The 18968-nt window shown below is 64.9% G+C and carries 12 protein-coding genes and 4 pseudogenes; 14 read left to right on the top strand and 2 right to left on the bottom strand.

What is annotated here, in order from left to right; all coding sequences use genetic code 11:
• Positions 1 to 55: 55 nt before the first annotated feature.
• Positions 56 to 928 (top strand): hypothetical protein, encoded by an 873-nt coding sequence (locus ACRHIG_RS08825; RefSeq protein WP_489629959.1) that lies wholly within the window; start codon positions 56 to 58, stop codon positions 926 to 928.
• Positions 925 to 2439 (top strand): hypothetical protein, encoded by a 1515-nt coding sequence (locus ACRHIG_RS08820; protein ID WP_475414785.1) that lies wholly within the window; start codon positions 925 to 927, stop codon positions 2437 to 2439. The genes ACRHIG_RS08825 and ACRHIG_RS08820 overlap by 4 nt, the downstream gene beginning before the upstream one ends.
• Before the next feature lie 427 nt (positions 2440 to 2866).
• Here ACRHIG_RS08820 and ACRHIG_RS08815 read toward each other — a convergent pair whose 3' ends face one another.
• Positions 2867 to 3286, bottom strand: coding sequence for a hypothetical protein (locus tag ACRHIG_RS08815; RefSeq protein WP_475414786.1), 420 nt, complete (start codon positions 3284 to 3286; stop codon positions 2867 to 2869).
• 303 nt (positions 3287 to 3589) lie between these two features.
• Between ACRHIG_RS08815 and ACRHIG_RS08810 the strand changes: the two are divergent.
• A pseudogene (locus tag ACRHIG_RS08810) lies at positions 3590 to 4659 on the top strand (M29 family metallopeptidase).
• Positions 4660 to 4662: 3 nt separating this feature from the next.
• Here ACRHIG_RS08810 and ACRHIG_RS08805 read toward each other — a convergent pair.
• Positions 4663 to 5622: a LysR family transcriptional regulator gene (locus ACRHIG_RS08805; RefSeq protein WP_489629958.1), complete on the bottom strand. Its 960-nt coding sequence runs from the start codon at positions 5620 to 5622 to the stop codon at positions 4663 to 4665.
• Between the two features lie 110 nt (positions 5623 to 5732).
• Between ACRHIG_RS08805 and ACRHIG_RS08800 the strand changes: the two genes are divergently transcribed.
• The 11 genes and pseudogenes from ACRHIG_RS08800 to ACRHIG_RS08750 all read left to right on the top strand — a co-directional run bounded on the left by ACRHIG_RS08800 (position 5733) and on the right by ACRHIG_RS08750 (position 18965).
• Positions 5733 to 6572 carry a phytanoyl-CoA dioxygenase family protein gene (locus ACRHIG_RS08800; RefSeq protein WP_489629957.1) on the top strand — a complete coding sequence of 280 codons (840 nt, stop codon included), beginning with the start codon at positions 5733 to 5735 and terminating at the stop codon, positions 6570 to 6572.
• Positions 6572 to 7390 (top strand): sugar phosphate isomerase/epimerase family protein, encoded by an 819-nt coding sequence (locus tag ACRHIG_RS08795; RefSeq protein WP_489629956.1) that lies wholly within the window; start codon positions 6572 to 6574, stop codon positions 7388 to 7390. Before ACRHIG_RS08800 ends, ACRHIG_RS08795 begins: the two co-directional genes overlap by 1 nt.
• A gap of 109 nt (positions 7391 to 7499) precedes the next feature.
• Positions 7500 to 7961, top strand: a complete 462-nt coding sequence (locus ACRHIG_RS08790; protein ID WP_489629955.1) for a MarR family winged helix-turn-helix transcriptional regulator — start codon at positions 7500 to 7502, stop codon at positions 7959 to 7961.
• 165 nt (positions 7962 to 8126) lie between these two features.
• Positions 8127 to 10496, top strand: coding sequence for a M1 family metallopeptidase (locus tag ACRHIG_RS08785; RefSeq protein WP_489629954.1), 2370 nt, complete (start codon positions 8127 to 8129; stop codon positions 10494 to 10496).
• Positions 10493 to 10981: a DUF6702 family protein gene (locus tag ACRHIG_RS08780; protein WP_489629953.1), complete on the top strand. Its 489-nt coding sequence runs from the start codon at positions 10493 to 10495 to the stop codon at positions 10979 to 10981. Before ACRHIG_RS08785 ends, ACRHIG_RS08780 begins: the two co-directional genes overlap by 4 nt.
• A 22-nt stretch (positions 10982 to 11003) precedes the next feature.
• Positions 11004 to 13036 (top strand): annotated as a pseudogene (locus ACRHIG_RS08775) (TonB-dependent receptor).
• Positions 13037 to 13139: 103 nt separating this feature from the next.
• Positions 13140 to 13874 (top strand): 2OG-Fe dioxygenase family protein, encoded by a 735-nt coding sequence (locus tag ACRHIG_RS08770; RefSeq protein WP_475414795.1) that lies wholly within the window; start codon positions 13140 to 13142, stop codon positions 13872 to 13874.
• A 142-nt stretch (positions 13875 to 14016) separates the two neighbouring features.
• Complete coding sequence (locus ACRHIG_RS08765) at positions 14017 to 15378, top strand: hybrid sensor histidine kinase/response regulator (RefSeq protein WP_475414796.1); 1362 nt, start codon at positions 14017 to 14019, stop codon at positions 15376 to 15378.
• A 261-nt stretch (positions 15379 to 15639) separates the two neighbouring features.
• Positions 15640 to 16230, top strand: a pseudogene (locus ACRHIG_RS08760) (CerR family C-terminal domain-containing protein); the annotation flags it as partial.
• A gap of 132 nt (positions 16231 to 16362) precedes the next feature.
• Positions 16363 to 17776: pseudogene (locus ACRHIG_RS08755) on the top strand (efflux transporter outer membrane subunit).
• 13 nt (positions 17777 to 17789) lie between these two features.
• On the top strand, positions 17790 to 18965 hold the full coding sequence (locus ACRHIG_RS08750; protein ID WP_489629952.1) for an efflux RND transporter periplasmic adaptor subunit: 1176 nt from the start codon (positions 17790 to 17792) through the stop codon (positions 18963 to 18965).
• Positions 18966 to 18968: the final 3 nt, after the last annotated feature.

Below are 18968 nucleotides of genomic sequence, written 5' to 3'. Positions count from 1 at the left end.
GTCTCCGCCGCCGCGGCCTAAGCTACAAGCACAGGCCAAGGACAAGGAGAACGCCATGTCAGCCCACCTGATCATCGAAGACGGCCAGCCCTGGTGGGACAGCGCCGATATCTGGGTCGTGCCCGGGAATGATCCGAATGGCCCGCCCGGCGCGCCCATTGCCGGCACCAGCAACTACCTGTGGGGCCGCGTGCACAACACGGGCAACAGCGCCTCGAACGGCGTGCGCGTGGACTTTTACTGGGCCGACCCTTCCGGCCAGATCGCCGTCGGCGCCGCCACGCAGATCGGTTCCGCGTTTGCCGACCTGCCGCCCGGCGCCACGCAAGAAGTGCTGTGCCTGGTGCCGTGGATCCCCGTCATCGTCAATGGCGGCCACGAATGCCTGCTGGCCGTGGCCCACGGGCCTGGCGACGTCAACCCGCTGCCCGATCCGCTGCCCAACGGCTTTCCCTTCCAGCCCAAGCAGCATGAACAGATCGCCCAGCGCAACGTCAACGTGGTGCTGGCGGCAAGGCGCGCGCAATTGCTGGCCATCGCGGTGGCGGCCCTGCCCCGCGAAACGAAAAAAGTGGAACTGCAGATCGAGTATGGCGGCGAGCTGCCGGAACGCCTGCTGGCCACGCTCGGGCTTGAGCGGTGGCAGCCGGCCAGGGATGCGCACCTGGTGGCGGGCCTGGCGCGTACGCCCCATTGCAATGGCGATGCGCCCGGCGAGCAAAAACTGGCGCTGGAAGTGCCGCGCAGCCAGGCGCAGGCCATCTACCTGAGCGTGCGCGCCGAAGCCTTGCCGCCACGCCAGTATGCGCTGCTGCGCGTGCTGGAAACCCAGGATGGCAAGGTACTGGGCGGCGTCACGTATGTCGTCACCGATCTGGAGAAAGAGCAAGCGCAAGAACAGCAAAGCCCCGAGGAGCAAGCATCATGAGCGACACACCCCTGCAGGTGCTGACGCGGCCGTTCGCGATCGAGCCCGTCACCAATATCATGCTGCCCGATGGCATCTTCGACAATGCCATCTATGGCTTGCGCATCGCCGCCCACGTCACGAATATGTCCAACAGCGCACTGAGCAATGTCACGGTGTACCTGGAAAGCGTGGGCGACCCCGGCATCGTGCCCGTGGCGCGCACCTTTTTCTTTGCCAGCATTCCCGCCGGCGCGGCCATGCTGGTCATGTGGGATGCCGACTTCCAGCATGCGGCGCCCGGCAAGCGCCTCGTCAGCTTTGTCGCCAAGGCGGACGGCTACACGCCGCACCGCTCGATCCAGCAAATCTTCGTCTCGCAAACGCGCTTCGACAGCACGACCAACACCTACACGTGCACGGTCGAGGAAGGCACCCTGGAACTGTCCAAGCCGCAGGGCCACCTGCCCGGCAAGCGCTGGGGCAGCACGGGCACGGATGGCAAAGGCGGGGAAAATGCGTGCCGCTGCCCGCCCGGCCTGGGCCCCATCGTGCCGACCGGCATGACCCTCGTCTGGACGCCGAACCCCGCCTACGCGGGCACGCATGGCGAGCTGCCGTTTTCCGATCCGTGGTGGAAGATACTCGCCATCATCATCGCCATCATCGCCGCGCTGGTGGCCATCATTTCCGCCGCGCTCGGTTCCGGCAAGGCCAGCTTCAGCGTGGGCGGCACCTTCGAGGAAACGGACCCCAGCGTCGATTGCTGTTCGCTGGAAGGGGCCGGCTCGGGCCAGCCCGAATTCACGGTGGCGGGCGTGGCCTCGGCCATCGCCTCGGGCGCCATCGCCGTCGCCTGCTCCGATATCGCGGACCCATTCTGGCGTGGCCAGGAAGCAACACCACCAGCCGCCGGCGAACTGACCCTGGCCGAGCGCGTGGTGGCGAAGTGGGTGTTGCCGGAAGCGCCGAATGCGGGCATGCCCTACACGGCCGACATCAGCTGGGAGTATCAACGTTTCACCACGGGCGCCACCTACCAGCACGCCGTGAGCGAAACGCAAGTCAACATCCATGTGGCGGGGCCGGTGGAAACGGATACGCCCGCCGTCGTGCAAGCCTATGAACCGTTGTGGCTGCGCGCCAGCTTCAAGCGCGACAATGGCAATGTCTTCCGCGGCACGGAGCTGTACGCCTTCGTGCTGTTCCAGGCGCCGCAGGGCCTGTATTTCGTGGAATCGCTGACCGATGACGGCCTGGGCTTCGACCCGGGCGCCAACGACGGCGTGTACGCAGGCAGCCTGGACTTGAAGCGGGCTTACCGCACCCTGCTGCAATATGATCAAAAGGTCTTCGGCACCTGGAGAGTCTTCGTCTTCGCCCAGGACGTCAACCTGACCAAGCCCGGCACGCCGCCCGAAATCGCCGCCCAACACATCGGCGGCATGTTCATCGCCAGCGCCATCGAAATCACCTTCGACGACACCCTGCCCTGCCCGCTCAAGGCGCAGGCGAATATCATCGTGGTGTAGCAAGGAGCAAGAAGCGAAGTCAGGCGTAGGTCGCGTAGGTCGGATTAGCGGGGCAACGCCCCGCGTAATCCGACACATTGTTGACTCCAAGCCCACGCGACAGTGGCCGCGCAAGCATGCAGGGCCAAAGCGCCGCCCCCAAGACAATACGCCAGGACCGAGGGGAAGGCTACAAACTGTGGCCTTTCGTACAGCCGTTCGTAAGCGCGCCAAGAGCGGCTGAGAAAATGCTCAGGGCTAGGCGCCTCCCCGAAGACAGTACGCCAGGACCGAGGGAAAACCTACAAACTGTGGCCTTTCGTACAGCCATTCGTAAGCGCGCCAAGAGCGGCTGAGAAAATGCTCAGGGCTAGGCGCCGCCTCGAAGACAGTACGTCAGTACGGCGAGAGGCAGGCAACAACGCCTTGGGCGTTTTATCAGCCGCTCTTACACCTTGACCGCGTCGGCCTTGGCAATAACCGTGCGTGGAATGATCTCCGTAACCGGACAAGTATCCATCGCATCCGAATACGCGAGCCAGCGCTGCAGGCTTTCCATGCGGCGGATGGTGATGCCCTTGCCATTGATATAGCCGATCTGCTCGAAATTGGCGGGGCTGGTGGTCAGCTTCGAGACGGTGGGCGCATTGTCGACCAGCCGGTCGTAGGCCTTGCGCGCCTTGTGCTCCCACTTGGCCAGCACGGGGTCGTCAAAGCGGTTGCTTTCAAAATACACGGTGATGGTGCGGTCGTGGTTGGCAAATCCGACGATGGCCGCCCCCTTGCGTATGGTCAACAGGACATCTTCCTTGACGCCCGTGACGGGAACGAAGACGGCGGCGCGCCCATCCGTATCTGGCCGCTCCATGGGAATATCTTGTCCGATTATGCTCATCACATCACACTCTTCATCATCGCCTGTAGGCTTGTTGTCCTTGCTTCACTGAAAGCGTGCCGCCATGCGCATGCGCGCCTTTGCCGCCGCGCCGGGCCGCTTCCAGGCTCGCTGCCATACCCTTTCATACCATTTTTCAAATAATACATTGCCCTAAAGCACTACACAAGATAATCAGGGACGCGGCGCCCATGTCCTGCGCCGGATGGGGAATGGTGGCGTCCGGGGCAATCGCCTTATAATGCTGCGATTACTTCACGTCCCCACCTTTGCCCCATGACGCTTCCCGAGAATGACACCAGCCGGCTCGACGCCATCAGCGCCGCCGCCACCGAAGTGGCCGCGCAAAACGTGGCCGACCTGCTGGCCATGGCCATCTGCCACCGCCCGGACGAACCGTCCCTGATCGTCTGCGACAAGCGCAGCTGGCTCAACGTCGTGCTGACGGAAGCGTACCGCCAGGCCTTGCCGGACGCCGCCTTCATCGATTTCGACGAGGTCACGCCGGAGGCCGTGCTGGCCGCGTTTGCCGAACTGCCGGCCGGCAGCCTCGTCGTGCTGATCCAGTCGACCAGCTTCCGCCTGGAAGCGTTCCGCATCCGCATCGAGCTGTTCAAGCGTGGCTTGAAAGTGATCGAGCACGTGCATCTGTCGCGCATGCCCGGCGTGCAGGGGCTGCACTACATCGCCTCGCTGGCCTACGATCCCGCCTACTACCGCGGCGTCGGCCATGCACTGAAGGCGCGCATCGACGGCGCCCGCCACGGCATGGTCGACAGCGGCGGCGAGCAGCTGGTCTTCGCCTCCCCATTCGAACCGGCCAAGCTGAATATCGGCGACTACAGCGGCATGAACAATATCGGCGGCCAGTTCCCCTGGGCGAAGTGTTTACGGAAGCGCAGGACCTGGAAGCCGTGAACGGGCGCGTGCGCATCTTCGTCTTCGGCGATACGCACTTCATGGTCAACCGCCCCGACACGCCGATCACCCTGATCATCGACAAGGGCCGCGTGACGGGCACGGAGCACGCCACGCCGGAATTTCTGGCCATGCTCGAGATCATCCGCGCGCATGAAGGCGAAGTGTGGGTGCGCGAACTGGGCTTCGGCATGAACCGCGCCTTTTCGCGCGAACAGCTGGTCAACGACATCGGCACCTATGAACGCATGTGCGGCATCCATCTGTCGCTGGGCGCCAAGCATGGCGTCTACACGAAACCGCAATTCAAGCGCAAGGATGCGCGCTACCACGTCGACATCTTCGCCGTCACCGAGGCCGTTTATCTCGACGACGAGCGCGTGTACGCCGATGGCGCGTGGACGGTGGAACCGGTCGCGTTCAATTGACCGTCAGCTGAAAAATCCGGCCGCTGCCAGCTCACGGTCCCACGGCGGCACGGGCTGGTATTCGGCCACCAGGAAATCGATCAGCGCGCGCACCTTCGGCGACATCTGCCGGCTGGCCGGATACAGGGCGCTCAAGTGATTCAGCGGCAGCTCCCAGCCGGACAGCACGGGCAGCAGGCTGCCATCGAGCAGCTTGCGCCAGGCGAGAAAGGTGGTGCTGTAGACGATGCCGAGCCCCCGCTGCGCCGCCTGGTGCAGCACCAGGCCATTATTGGCCGTAAACCCCGCCTGCACGCGCACGCTCACCTCCTCGCGCCGCTCCCCGTCTCCACGCAGGAAATGCCAGTTCGTGCCATCGGTCAGGTGGCTGAAATGCAGGCACTGGTGCTGCAATAAATCCTGCGGCGTCCGCGGTACGCCCCGTTGCGCCAGATAGGCGGGGCTGGCGCACAGCACGGCACGGCACGGCGCCAGCGGACGCATGGCCAGCGCGCTGCTGTCCGGGATGCCGCCCACGCGGATGGTCAAGTCGAAACCGTGGCGTATCGGATCGAGCAGCGCATCATCGACAAACAGTTCGGCCCGCACCTGCGGATGCAGCAAACTGAAACGGGCGACGGCATCGGCCAGCCACGCGCTGCCGAAGCTCGATGGCGCCTGGACGCGCAGCGGCCCGGCCAGCTCCGCTCCGGCCCCCGCCTGCGCCACGTGCGCCACCATGCGCGCCGCTTCCTGCGCCTGGCTGACGGTGGCCATGCACGGCGCCAGGTAGGCGCGGCCCGCATCCGTCAAGCTCACTTCGCGCGTGGAGCGGTGCAGCAGGCGCGCATTGAGGCGCTCTTCCAGCTGCATGATGGTCTTGCTGACCATGGCGCGCGTCAAGCCCAGGCGCTGTCCCGCCGCCGTGAAGCTGCGCAGGCGCGCCACTTCGACAAAGATTTCCATCGCTTTTAGTTGATCCATGTCAAAGATTGTCTGCGTTTTAGCGACAATCTGTCAACCGCCGGGCGATTGTTTGCGCACTGTCCCCATCCTACAATGGCGCTTTCCATTGACCTTCCGGAGCCGCCGCCATGCTAACAACTGAACAACAAGAACAATACCAACGCGACGGCTATATCATCCTGCCCGGCTTCAAGGGCGCGGACGAAATCGCCGCCCTGCGCGCGCGCGCCGAACAGATTGTCAACGAATTCGATCCCAGCGTCAGCCAGTCGATCTTCACCACGCGCGACCAGGCGAAGAATACCAACGATTATTTTCTCGCCTCCGACAACACCATCCGCTGCTTCTTCGAGGAAGAGGCCTTCGGCCCGGACGGCCAGCTGAAGCAGGCCAAGTCCCTGTCGATCAACAAGATCGGCCATGCCATGCATGACCTGGACCCCGTCTTCCGCGCGTTTTCGGCCGACCCGAAACTGGCCGAAGTGGCGCGCGACCTGGGCCTGGCGGATGCGCAGGTCTGGCAATCGATGTACATATTTAAACAGCCCGGCATCGGCGGCGAAGTGCGCTGGCACCAGGACGCCACGTATTTCGAGACCACGCCGGTCAGCGTGACCACGTTCTGGTTCGCGCTGGAAGACGCGACCCTGGACAACGGCTGCCTGTGGGCCGAACCGGGCGGCCACCGCGGCCCCCTGCGCGAACGCTTCATCCGCAACGGCGACCAGGTAAGAGTGGAAAAACTCGACGCCATGCCGTGGCCAGACGACAGCACGGCCGTGCCGCTGGAAGTCAAGGCGGGCGCCCTCGTCTGCTTCCACGGCTTGCTGCCGCACTACAGCGCGCCGAACCGCTCGCCCGTCTCGCGCCACGCCTACACCTTGCACGCCACCGACGGCCAGACGCAATACGCGGCGCACAACTGGATACAGCGCGACGCGGCGTTCCCCGTGCGGGGCTTCGTCTGATGCGCATCGACGTCTTTGCCGCCCACTGGGGCAATAACGACCTGCCGCCCGAGGTCTTCATCGACAGGGTGGCGGCGGCCGGCTTCGACGGCATCGAAATGTCGCTGCCGCTGGACGCCGCCCTGCGCGAGGAATGGACGGGACGCATCGCCGATGCGGGCCTGCAGCTGATCGCCGCGCAGTGGGAAACCGTGTTCCACAGCGACTTCGAACTGCACCGCGCCGCCCTGGCGGAACTGCTGGAAAACGCCTGCCTGGCGCGCCCCGTGCTGGTCAACACCCACACGGGCAAGGATTACTATACCCAGGCGCAGAACGCGGCATTGATCGACCTGGCCGCCGCCATCTCGGCAAAGCACGGCGTGCCCATCGTGCATGAGCTCCACCGCAGCCGCTTTTCCGGCCATCCGATGCTGCTGCTGCCGTATCTGCAGCAGTATCCGCAGCTGCCGTTGACGGCCGACCTGTCGCACTGGTGCTGCGCCTGCGAATCGCTGCTGGAAGACCAGCCGCACACGCTGGCGCAGGTACTGCCGCTGGTGCGCCACGTGCATGCGCGCGTGGGCCATGCGCAGGGGCCGCAGGTGGCCGACTTCCGCGCGCCGGAAGCCAAGCCGGCGCTCGACGCCCACCTGGCCTGGTGGGACGCCATCGTCGCCCTGCGCCGCGCGGCCGGTGCCGAACGCATGACGTTTACGCCGGAATTCGGCCCAGCGCCCTACACGCAAACCCTGCCCTGGACGCAGCAGCCGGTGAGCGACGCGTGGGAGCAGAACGTCGCCATGCTCAAGCTGCTGCGCGCGCGCTACGCGCAGTAGTTCGCCACGACCGCGCCCATGCCCCGGGCCAACCGGTCCGGGGCATGGGCGCGCCAGCCACGCTGGTCACGCGGTTGCAATTAAATAGCGCGCTATATATACTGTCCCCATGGATACCACCACCGCCCCCAACCCCTTGCACCTGGTGCCGCGCCTGGACAGCCAATTGTGCTTTGCGCTGTACTCGACCTCGCTTGCAATGAACAAGCTGTATCGCAAGCTCCTGCGCAAGCTCGGCCTGACCTATTCGCAGTACCTGGTGATGATGGTGCTGTGGGAGCGCGACGGCCTGACGGTGTCGGAAGTGGGCGAGCGCCTGTTCCTGGACTCGGCCACCCTGACGCCCTTGCTCAAGCGCATGGAGCAATCGGGCCTGCTGACGCGCACGCGCGCCGCCAGCGACGAGCGCCAAGTCATCATTTCCCTCACGCAGCAGGGCGACCAGCTGCGCCATCAAGCGGCCCTGCTGCCCGAAGCCATCCTGACGGCCAGCCACTGCAGCGTGGAGCAGGTTGTGGACATGAAACAACAACTGAACCAGTTGCGCGACAGCCTGATGAAAAGTGAGTAAAAACGCCGCTTTTCCGAGCAAAATCAGGTAAAGCATCACCCTGACGGCGCCAGCCAAAAGCCGGCGCACAATCCGCCTTTCTTTATTACAAATCGATACAAGGCCGGTATCGCCCTGCGTATAGAATAGTTGCCACTATTTCCTTACAACAACATCAGGGTGACCATGCGCATACCTTTCGGCTCCGTAGCCTCGTTGGCTCTGTGCTTTACCGTGTCGGCCTTCGCCGCCGAACCATTCGACGACAAGTTCCGCCAGCTCGAAGAAGTGCTGCCCACCCCGAATACCTACCGTACCGCCTCCGGCGCGCCTGGCCACGCCTACTGGCAGCAGCGCGCCGACTACACGATCCGCGCCACCCTGGACGAAGCCAAACGCGAGATCGCCGGCAGCGGCACCATCACCTACCATAACCGGTCGCCCGACACCCTCGGCTACCTGTGGCTGCAGCTGGACCAGAATATCTACAAGCCCGATTCCGACGCGCGCCGCATGACTACGGCGCCCTCGCGCCAGGCCTGGGCCAAGACGGCGGGCGAAGACACGATGAAATTCGAAGGCTTGCGCGGCATCCTGGCGCGCGGCGACTTCCAGGGCGGTTTCAATATCCGCCGGTTGACAGGCGCCGATGGCCAGCCGCTGAAGCACGTCATCAACCGCACCATGATGCGCATCGACTTGCCGCAGCCCTTGAAACCGGGCCAGGACTTCGCCTTCCAGATCGACTGGGATTACCGCATCAACGAACAGAAGGTGCTGGGCGGGCGCGCCGGCTATGAAGTCTTCGACGACAAGAACGCCCTGTTCGAAGTGGCGCAGTGGTTCCCCCGCATGGCGGCCTATTACGACGCGGCCGGCTGGCAGCACAAGCAGTTCCTCGGCTCGGGCGAATTCACGCTGGAATTCGGCGACTACGACGTACAGCTGACGGTTCCGGCCGACCATATCGTCGCCGCCACGGGCGCGCTGCAAAATCCGCAGGAGGTGCTGTCCGCCGCGCAGCGCGAGCGCCTGGACAAGGCCCGCGGCAGCGACAAGCCCGTCGTCATCGTCACGCAGAAGGAAGCGGAAGCGGCCGAGAAATCCGTCAGCCGCGCGCAAAAGACGTGGCACTTCAAGGCGGCCAACGTGCGCGACTTCGCCTGGGCCTCGAGCCGCAAGTTCATCTGGGATGCGCAGGGCTACAGGAAGGGCGGCAGCGACGTGATGGCCATGTCCTACTATCCGAAAGAGGGCAATCCGCTGTGGGAAAAATACAGCACGCAAGCCATCGTGCACACGATCGAACAGTACAACAAGTACAGCATCGACTATCCGTATCCGACGGCCATCTCCGTCAACGGCCCCGTGGGCGGCATGGAGTATCCGATGATCTCGTTCAACGGCCCGCGTCCCGTGAAGGACAAGAAGACGGGCGAGCTGACGTATTCGAAACGCACCAAGTATGGCTTGATCGGGGTGATCATCCACGAGGTGGGCCACAATTACTACCCGATGATCATCAACTCGGACGAGCGCCAGTGGACGTGGATGGACGAAGGCCTCAACACCTTCGTGCAATACCTGGCGCAGCAGGCGTGGGAAGAAAACTACCCGGCCTCGCGCGGCGAACCGCGCGAAATCGTCGACTACATGCGTAGCCGCGACCAGGTGCCCATCATGACCAATTCCGAGTCCCTGCTGCAGTTCGGTAACAACGCCTATGCCAAGCCGGCGGCGGGCCTGAACATCCTGCGCGAGACCATCCTCGGGCGCGAACTGTTCGACTACGCCTTCAAGGAATATGCGCAGCGCTGGAAATTCAAACGCCCCACGCCCGCCGACTTCTTCCGCACCATGGAAGACGCTTCCGGCACGGACCTGGACTGGTTCTGGCGCGGCTGGTTTTATACGACCGACCCGGTCGACATCAGCATCGACGGCATCAGCGAATACGGCGTGAGCTCGAAAGATCCGGCAACGGAAAAAGCCTGGAAAAAGGCGCAGAAGGACGCCCAGCCGGAATCGGTGACGAGCCGCGCCAACAAGGGCATGCCGCGCCGCGTCGACGCGCATCCGGAACTGAAGGATTTCTACAACCAGCACGACGATTTCACGGTCACCAACAAGGACCGCAACGCCTACGCCGAAGCGCTGGCCGCGCTGGAACCGTGGGAAAAGGACTTGCTGAAACAGGGCAAGCACCTGTATCTGGTCGACCTGTCGAACCTGGGCGGCATGGTCATGCCCCTGATCCTCGAGATCGAACTGAAAAGCGGCAAGAAATACGTCGAGCGCGTGCCGGCAGAAGTATGGCGCTACTCGCCGAAGAAAATCACCAAGGTCGTCATCACGGACGAGCCGATGGTGGGCCTGGTGCAGGACCCGTACTGGGAAACGGCCGACATCGACACCAGCAACAATAGCTGGCCGAGAAAAATCACGCCCTCGCGCCTGGAACTGTTCAAGAGCGAAAAATCGCCCAGGGATAACCTGATGCGCGACTTTCATACGCCGTTGAAGGGCAGCGGCCCGGCCAAGGGCGGCGAGGCGTGAAGCGCTGGCGCCTTCTCGCGGCAAGCGTGCTGGCCTGCGCCAGCATGGCGGCCGGCGCCCATAATTTCCACATGGGTATCGCCGACATCAGCTATAACGCGGCCAGCGGCAGCACGGAAGTGGTGCACACCTACACGGGCCACGACGTCGAGGCGCTGCTGACGAATCTGTACCAGCGCCAGTTCGACCTGGGCCAGGAAGACAGCGAAGCGGCGCTGCGCCGCTATGTCGAAAAACAGTTCTATCTCGTGGGGCCGGACGGCAAGCGATTGCGCCTGACCTGGGTCGGCATGAAGGTCAACGCCGACAACGTGGTGATCTTCCAGGAGATCGAAGGCACGCGCCTGGCCCCCGCCACGCGCATCCACAACCAGTTGCTGACCGACTTCCTGCCCAGCCAGCGCAATACCCTCAACGTGCAGGACAGCGGCAGCATCCAGACGCTGATCTTCGACCGCCAGAACACGGAACTGCCGATCCGGTAATGCCCGGCTCCCCCATACACCCATGACGCCACGCTCCCTTCCCCTCCTCCTCGCCGCCCTGTTTTCATCCGCCGCCCACGCCGACGACATCTTCCAGCGCGTGCTGATCGACGGTTCGCGCCTGAATCAGCTGGGCGTGGCCGATTCGGCCAACGCGGGCAGCGTCACGCAACAGCAGTTCGACGCGCGCACCAGCTACCGGCCCGGCGAATTGCTCGAAGCCGTACCGGGCTTGATCGTCAGCCAGCACAGCGGCGAAGGCAAGGCCAACCAGTTCTACCTGCGCGGCTTCAACCTCGATCACGGCACGGACTTGCGCACCACCGTCGACGAGATGCCCGTCAACCAGCGCAGCCATGGCCACGGCCAGGGCTGGACGGACCTGAACTTCTTGATCCCCGAACTGGCCATGCGCCTCGATTACAAGAAGGGACCGTATGCGGCGGCGCAAGGCGATTTTTCCTCGGCGGGCGCGGCGTCCGTCGTCTACGCGAACCGCCTGACGCAAGGCATCGCCAGCGCCGGCATCGGGCAAAACGGCTTTCGCCGCGCCCTGCTGGCCGACTCCATCGATGCGGGCGACGGCAGCCTGCTGTACGCGCTCGAAGCGCAGCATAACGATGGCCCGTTCACGCAGCCGGACCGCTACCGCAAGCGCAATGGCGTGCTGCGCTACAGCGAAGGCTATGCCAACAACGGCTTCAACGTCACGGCCATGGCGTACGACGCCAGCTGGAACGCCACCGACCAGATCCCGCTGCGCGCCGTGCAGGACGGCAGCTTGGGCCGCTTCGACGCCGTCGATGCCAGCGACGGCGGCAAGGCGCAGCGCTACAGCCTGTCGGGCGCCTGGCGCCAGACGACGGACGACGTGTCGTCCAGGGCCAGCGCGTACGTGATCGCCAACCGCCTGGCCCTGTTCTCGAATTTTACGTATGCGATGGACGACCCGCTCAACGGCGACCAGTTCGCCCAGCCCGACCGGCGCGTGACGGCCGGCCTCGACGCCAGCCACACCTGGCACCGGCACACGGACAGGGGCAGCAGCGATACCACCATCGGCCTGCAGCTACAGAACGACAATATCCACAATGGCCTGTACAACACGCGCCGGCGCCAGGTCCTGTCGACCACGCGGCAAGACCATATCGTCGAAACGAGCATCGGCGTGTATGCCGAAAACAGCACGCGCTGGTCGCGATCGCTGCGCACCGTGGCCGGCCTGCGCGCGGACGCCTACCGCTTCGACGTGCGCAGCGACCGCGCCGCCAATGCGGGCACGGCCAGCGACCATTTGTTCAGCCCCAGCCTGAGCGTGATCGCGGGGCCGTGGCGCGACACGGAGGCGTATGTCAACATCGGCAACGGTTTTCACAGCAACGACGCGCGCGGCACGACCATCACGGTCGACCCGAAGACGGGCGAAGCAGCCGCCAAGGTCACGCCCCTGGCGCGCTCGCGGGGGCTGGAACTGGGCTTGCGCAGCGCCGCCATCGCCGGCCTGCAAACCTCGCTGTCGCTGTACCGCCTGGACTTCGATTCCGAGCTGCTGTTCATCGGCGATGCGGGCGCCACGGAGGCGGGCCGCCCCAGCCGCCGCTACGGCATCGAATTTTCCAGCTACTACAAGGCGGCCAGATGGCTGTCGCTGGACCTGGACCTCGCGTATGCGCGGGCGCGCTCGCGCGGCAGCGACCCGGCGGGCGACTTCATTCCCGGCGCCATCGAAGGCGTGGCCCAGCTGGCCATGACGGTGACGCCGCCGGGGCCGTGGTCGGGCTCCTTGCGCCTGCGCTACTTCGGTCCGCGCCCCTGGTGGAAGACAACAGCGTGCGCTCCGCCGCCAGCGTGGGCTTGAACGGGCGCATCGCCTACCAGGTCGACAAGACCTGGCGCGTGGCAGTGGAAGGCTACAACCTGGCCAACCGGCGCGACTCGGCCATCGATTACTACTATGCCTCGCGCCTGCCCGGCGAGGCGCAGCCCGTGGACGATCTCCACTTCCATCCGGTGGAATCGCGCTCGCTGCGTATGACCCTGGTAAAGAATTTTTAACTCAACAAGAATAATTCCTGTCGTACTGCACAGGAATCGCCGCGAAGTCGTAGAATGCCAGGCTGGATAAACTGATACAGGCCGCGTTCCGGCCGGCACCGCCATGAGCACTTCCGCACCGATCTTTACCGACCCGTCCCACGTCAAGGAAGCCTTGCGCGATGACGGCTATGCCGTCCTGCGCCCGCAGGACGTGGCCGCGCTGGCCGGCTGCCCGCTGGCCGCGCTGCGCGCGCTGGAACCCAGCTGGAACACCCTGGCGCTGGACAATTACCTGAAGGATGGCGGCCGCTATCGCCGCCGGCGCCACTCGTGCTTCGTGCAGGATGGCGAACGCCTGACGCAGACGGCGCACCGTCCGCACTGGCAGCCGGTGGAATACAACGCCCTGCACGGCGGCATGCACCGCCTGTTCGAACCGGTCGAAGCGGCTATCGTCGCGCAAGCGGCCTGGCAGCAGCTGATCCGCGCGCTGGGCGACGCCTGCTCGCAGGTCAAGGGCCGCCAGCCGTGGTTCATCGAGGCGCACCAGTTCCGCATCGATACGACTGACGGCATCGGCCGCCCGACGCCGGAAGGCGCGCACCGCGACGGCGTCGATTTCGTCGCCGTGCTGCTGATCGGGCGCGAGCAGATCAAGGGCGGCGAGACGCGCATCTTCGAAGCGGATGGCCCCAACGGCAAGCGCTTTACCCTGACCGAGCCGTGGTCGCTGCTGCTGCTCGACGATGCCGCCGTGATCCATGAATCGACGCCGATCCAGCCCATCGGCGAACACGGCCACCGCGATACGCTCGTGCTGACCTATCGCGCCGGCCAGTTCCAGGGCGAGAACTGACAGGCGGCCACAGCATTCCCTGTGGCCAAAATAGTTACTTGGAAGTTACTTTTGCAGACCTAAATCCGATATAGTCATACGATGTCGATATTGCGCGCTCACCGCGCCCAGCATCACCACACTGAAATCCTAGGAGAGGTCTGTGGACTCCAACAACCAAATCAAGCCTGACGAAATCGAGATCCTGATCGTCGAGGACAGCCCGACCCAGGCGGAGCGCTTGCGCCGCCTGATCCAGTCGCTGCACTACAACGCGCGCGTGGCGGCGAATGGCCAGCTGGCCCTGGCCGCCATCCGCGAGCGCAAGCCGCACCTGGTGCTGTCCGATATCGTCATGCCTGAAATGAATGGTTACGACCTGTGCCGCGCCATCAAGTCCGACCCGACCCTGCGCGACATCCCCGTGATCCTCGTCACCTCGCTCAACGACCCGAAGGACATCATCCGCGGCATCGAGTGCGGCGCCGACAATTTCATCCGCAAGCCCTACGCGGAAGACTACCTGCTCAACCGCATCAGCCACATGCTGATGAACCAGAAGCTGCGCAAGAACCAGAACGTGGAGATCGGCATCGCCCTGTACCTGGGCGACCAGAAGCATTTCATCAACGCGGAGCGCCAGCAAATCCTCGATTTGCTGATCTCCACGTATGAACAGGCAGTGCAGGTCAACGGCGAACTGCAGGCGCGCGAACGCCAGGTGATCGAACTGAACATGCGCCTGGCGCACCATGCGGCCGAACTGGAAACCATCAACCGCGAAATCGCCCTGAAAAACCTGGAGCTGGCCGAAGCGAGCCGCATGAAGTCCGCCTTCATCGCGAATATGTCGCATGAACTGCGCACGCCGCTCAACGCCATCATCGGATTCACGGGCGCGCTGCTGATGAAACTGCCCGGCCCCCTGACGTCGGACCAGGACAAGCAGCTCAATACCATCCGCGCCAGCGCGCGCCATCTGCTCTCGCTGATCAACGACATCCTCGACGTGGCCAAGATCGAGGCGGGCAAGCTGACCCTGTCGATCGAGCCCGTCCACTGCCAGGAGCTGATGGCCGACGTGGCCGACACCCTGCGTCCGCTGGCCCAGCAAAAAGGCCTGGCGCTGGAGATCGAACTCGGCGAACCAAATCGGCCGCCCGCCATCATCGACACGGACCGCCGCGCGCTGACGCAAATCCTCATCAACCTGCTCAACAACGCCATCAAGTTCACGGAACAGGGCACGGTGCGCATCAGCCTGGCCCAGCGCGAGGAAGACGGCGTGCTGGTGACGGAAATGAGCATCGCCGACAGCGGCGCCGGCATCAAGGAAGAAGACCAGGCCAAGCTGTTCCAGGCCTTCTCGCAGCTCGATTCCACCTCCACGCGCCACGTGGAAGGCGCGGGACTGGGCCTGTACCTGTGCCAGAACCTGGCCAACGCCATCGGCGGCGCCCTGTTCTTCAACAGCGACTACGGCTCCGGCAGCACGTTCACGCTGGCGCTGCGCAGCAAGGCCTGAGCTTCTGTGCGCCGCAGCATGGAATGCGGAAATTTTGCCATCCAGGAGAGACCGATATAGTAGTTCTACGGTATTGCACTGCAACATATTCGGCGCTATAGTGGAACTGTCTCCTCCAATTCGTTCCCTGAACATTGGATTCAGCCCGCGCCAGTTCGCGGGCTTTTTTTGCCTGCGTTTGACATTATCTTCATCATTCCTTAACTAAATCAAGTGATTTAGTTATATCAATCGTTTGAGATATGTGATTCAATCTGCGGCATGATTGAAAAAAATATTTCCCCAACGCCAAGCGCCGACGACGGGCGCAAGCCCCGTTCCGATGGCGAGCAGTCGCGCGAGCGGCTGCTGCACAGCGCCATCCGCCTGTTTGCAGGACAGGGCTACGCCAAGACCTCCACGCGCGAACTGGCGCAGGCGGCCGGCACCAACGCCGCCGCCATCCGCTACTATTTTGGCGACAAGGCGGGCTTGTACCGCGCCGCCTTCGCGCAGCAATCGGCCAGCCCGCAAGACAATATCGCCCTGTACGAGCAACCGCATTTCACCCTGCGCCAAAGCCTGGAAGGCTTTTATGCGCAATTGCTCGCCCCCATGCAGCAGGGCGAGATCGCGCGCGACTGCATGCGCCTGTGGTGCCGCGAGATGCTCGAACCGACAGGCCTGTGGGCGCGCGAGATCGACCAGAACATCCGCCCCGAACACGAGGCGCTCACGCGCGTGCTGGCGCGCCACCTGGGCGCGCCCGACAACAGCGACGACATGCACCGGCTGGCCTTTTCCATCGCCTCGCTGGCCCTGCAGCACATGGTGGGCGCCGACGTGCTGCAAAAGCTGCGCCCGCAACTGCTGGAATCGCCGCACGCGATCGACACCTGGCTGGCGCGCATGACCGACTACGCGCTGGCCATGGCCGACGTGGAGCGCCGGCGCCTGGCCATCCCCCTCCTCCCCTACCACTCAACGACAAGCAGAAGGACCAGCATGACGATTATTCGATGCACCGTTCAACGCGCCCTGGCCGCCGGCATCGTGCTGGCGCTGGGCGGCTGCGCCCTGCAGGGACCGCCCGCCGCGGTGGCCGCCAGCGCGCCCGCGCAGTGGCAGGCGCCGCTGCCGCATAACGGCAAGCTGACGGACCTGGCCAGCTGGTGGCAGGGCCAGGGCGACAGCCTGCTGGTGGAATTGATCAGCGATGCGCAGCAGGTCAGCCCCACCATCGCCGCCGCCGGCACGCGCATCGCGCAGGCACGCGCGGACAGCATCGCCAGCGGCGCCGCGTTGGCGCCCAAGCTCGACGCGACGGGCAGCGTGGTGCGCACCAGCCAGCAATCGGCCCAGCCCAGCGGCACCACCTCGCAGGCGGCGCTGCAGGCGTCGTGGGAAATCGACGTGTTTGGCGCCAACCGCGCCACGCGCGACGCGGCGCAGGAGCGCTACGCCAGCGCGCGCGCTCTGGCACGAGGCCCGCGTCTCCGTGGCCGCCGAAGTGGCGAACCAATACTACGCCTTGCGCACCTGCCAGCAATTGCAGGCCGTGGCCGAACAGGATGCCGTCTCGCGCCGCGACTCGGCACGCCTGACGCAACTGAGCGCCGGCGCCGGCTTCCAGCCGCCCGCCAACGCCGCGCTGGCCCGCGCCAGCGCGGCCGAAGGCGCCAGCCGCGCCATCGAACAACGCGCCGCCTGCGACGTGAATGTCAAGGCGCTGGTGGCCCTGTCGGCCATGCCGGAAACGTCGCTGCGCCAGAAGCTGGCGGCCGGCCCTGCCATCCTGCCCTCGCCCGTGGCGATTGCAGAACTGCCGGCGCAAACCCTGGCCCAGCGTCCCGACATCTACAGCGCCGAACGCGAAGTGGCGGCCGCCAGCTTCGAAGTACGCGGCGCGCAGGCGCAGCGCTATCCCCGTCTGAGCCTGGCCGGCTCCATCGGCAAGGGCAATATCCGCGCCGGCGGCACCAGCATCACGGCCAGCACCTGGAGCATCGGCCCGCTGGCCGTCAGCCTGCCCATCTTCGACGGCGGCACCCGCCGCGCCCAGATCGACGCGGCCACGGCGCGCTACGAGGAAGCCGTGGTGAAATACCGCGCCGGCGTGCGCCAGGCCGTGCGCGAAGTGGAAGAGGCGCTGGTCAACCTGGCCAGCACGGACGAGCGCAGCGAGCATGCCAAAACCGCGCTGGAAGGCTACCGCGTCTCGTTCGTCGCTACCGAAGACCGCTACAGGAACGGCCTGGCCAGCCTGATCGAACTGGAAGACGCGCGCCGCACGCGCCTGGCCGCCGAGAACACGGTGGTCAACCTCGAGCGCGAACGCAGCGCCGCCTGGGTGGCGCTGTACCGCGCCGCCGGCGGCGGCTGGAACGGCAGCAGCGCTATCGCCAACAATGCACCTTGACGGATACGACAACATGAAAAAACCGATTTTGACACCCACGACAGTCGCCCTTGCCGCCCTTTGCGTGATGCTGGGCGCGGGCGTTACCCTGTACGCCCCTTCCTCCACGGCCGCCGACGAGGCGAAGGACAAGAAGGCGGCGCAGAAACCCGCGCTGACCGTCACCACGGCCAAACCGCAGACGGCCAGCCTGCCCATCAAGCTGAGCGCCAACGGCAACGTGGCCGCCTGGCAGGAAGCCGTCATCGGCAGCGAATCGAACGGCTTGCGCCTGACGGAAGTACGCGTGAATGTCGGCGACGTGGTGCGCGCCGGCCAGGTGCTGGCCGTGTTCTCGAACGACACGGTGAACGCCGACGTGGCGCAGGCCAGGGCAGCCGTGCTGGAAGCGGAAGCGAATGCGGCCGAGGCGGCCGCCAACGCGCAGCGCGCCCGCTCGCTGCAAAGCACGGGCGCCATCAGCGCGCAGCAGATCAGCCAGTACCTGACGGCCGAACAGACGGCCAACGCGCGCATCGCGTCCGCCAAGGCGCAGCTGGCGTCGCAGCAGCTGCGCCTGAAATACACGCAGGTGGTGGCGCCCGACAGCGGCATCATCTCCTCGCGCTCGGCCACCGTGGGATCGGTGGTCGGCGCCGGCACGGAATTGTTCCGCATGATCCGCCAGGGCCGCCTCGAATGGCGCGCCGAAGTGACGGCCACCGAACTGCTGAACCTGAAGCCGGGCACCGTGGCGCAGGTGAAGGCGGCCAATGGCAGCGTGTTGACGGGCAAGGTGCGCATGATCGCTCCCACGGTCGACCCGCAGACGCGTTCCGCCCTCGTGTACGTGGACCTGCCGGCCAGCACGGGCAACAATGCGCCGTTCAAGGCCGGCATGTACGCCAGCGGCGAATTTGAACTGGGCACCTCGGGCGCGCTGACGGTGCCGCAGCAGGCGATTGCCGTGCGCGATGGCTTCAGCTATGTCTTCCGCCTCAATCCCGACCAGCGGGTCAGCCAGATCAAGGTGCAGGCCGGACGGCGCTTGAGCGACCGCATTGAAATCCTTGGCGGCATCACGGCCGACACGACGATCGTCGTCAGCGGCGCCGGCTTCCTCAATGACGGCGATCTGGTACGGAATGTGCAAAACCCGGTGGCATCCCCGGTGGCAGCAGCAGCCAAGCCGGCCGCAGCGAAAAAGTAAGGA

It is taken from the genome of Janthinobacterium sp. C22, from assembly GCF_057919405.1.
The sequence above is the reverse complement of the archived record's forward strand: the minus strand, read 5'-3'. Positions and strand labels throughout refer to the sequence as shown.

Bases quoted from the DNA above. Each gene is read 5' to 3' on its own strand.
- ACRHIG_RS08750 (WP_489629952.1), top strand. From the start codon at position 17,790: ATGAAAAAACCGATTTTGACACCCACGACAGTCGCCCTTGCCGCCCTT.
- ACRHIG_RS08825 (WP_489629959.1), top strand. From the start codon at position 56: ATGTCAGCCCACCTGATCATCGAAGACGGCCAGCCCTGGTGGGACAGC.
- ACRHIG_RS08790 (WP_489629955.1), top strand. From the start codon at position 7,500: ATGGATACCACCACCGCCCCCAACCCCTTGCACCTGGTGCCGCGCCTG.
- ACRHIG_RS08820 (WP_475414785.1), top strand. From the start codon at position 925: ATGAGCGACACACCCCTGCAGGTGCTGACGCGGCCGTTCGCGATCGAG.
- ACRHIG_RS08805 (WP_489629958.1), bottom strand. From the start codon at position 5,622: ATGGATCAACTAAAAGCGATGGAAATCTTTGTCGAAGTGGCGCGCCTG.
- ACRHIG_RS08800 (WP_489629957.1), top strand. From the start codon at position 5,733: ATGCTAACAACTGAACAACAAGAACAATACCAACGCGACGGCTATATC.
- ACRHIG_RS08815 (WP_475414786.1), bottom strand. From the start codon at position 3,286: ATGGAGCGGCCAGATACGGATGGGCGCGCCGCCGTCTTCGTTCCCGTC.
- ACRHIG_RS08795 (WP_489629956.1), top strand. From the start codon at position 6,572: ATGCGCATCGACGTCTTTGCCGCCCACTGGGGCAATAACGACCTGCCG.
- ACRHIG_RS08785 (WP_489629954.1), top strand. From the start codon at position 8,127: ATGCGCATACCTTTCGGCTCCGTAGCCTCGTTGGCTCTGTGCTTTACC.
- ACRHIG_RS08770 (WP_475414795.1), top strand. From the start codon at position 13,140: ATGAGCACTTCCGCACCGATCTTTACCGACCCGTCCCACGTCAAGGAA.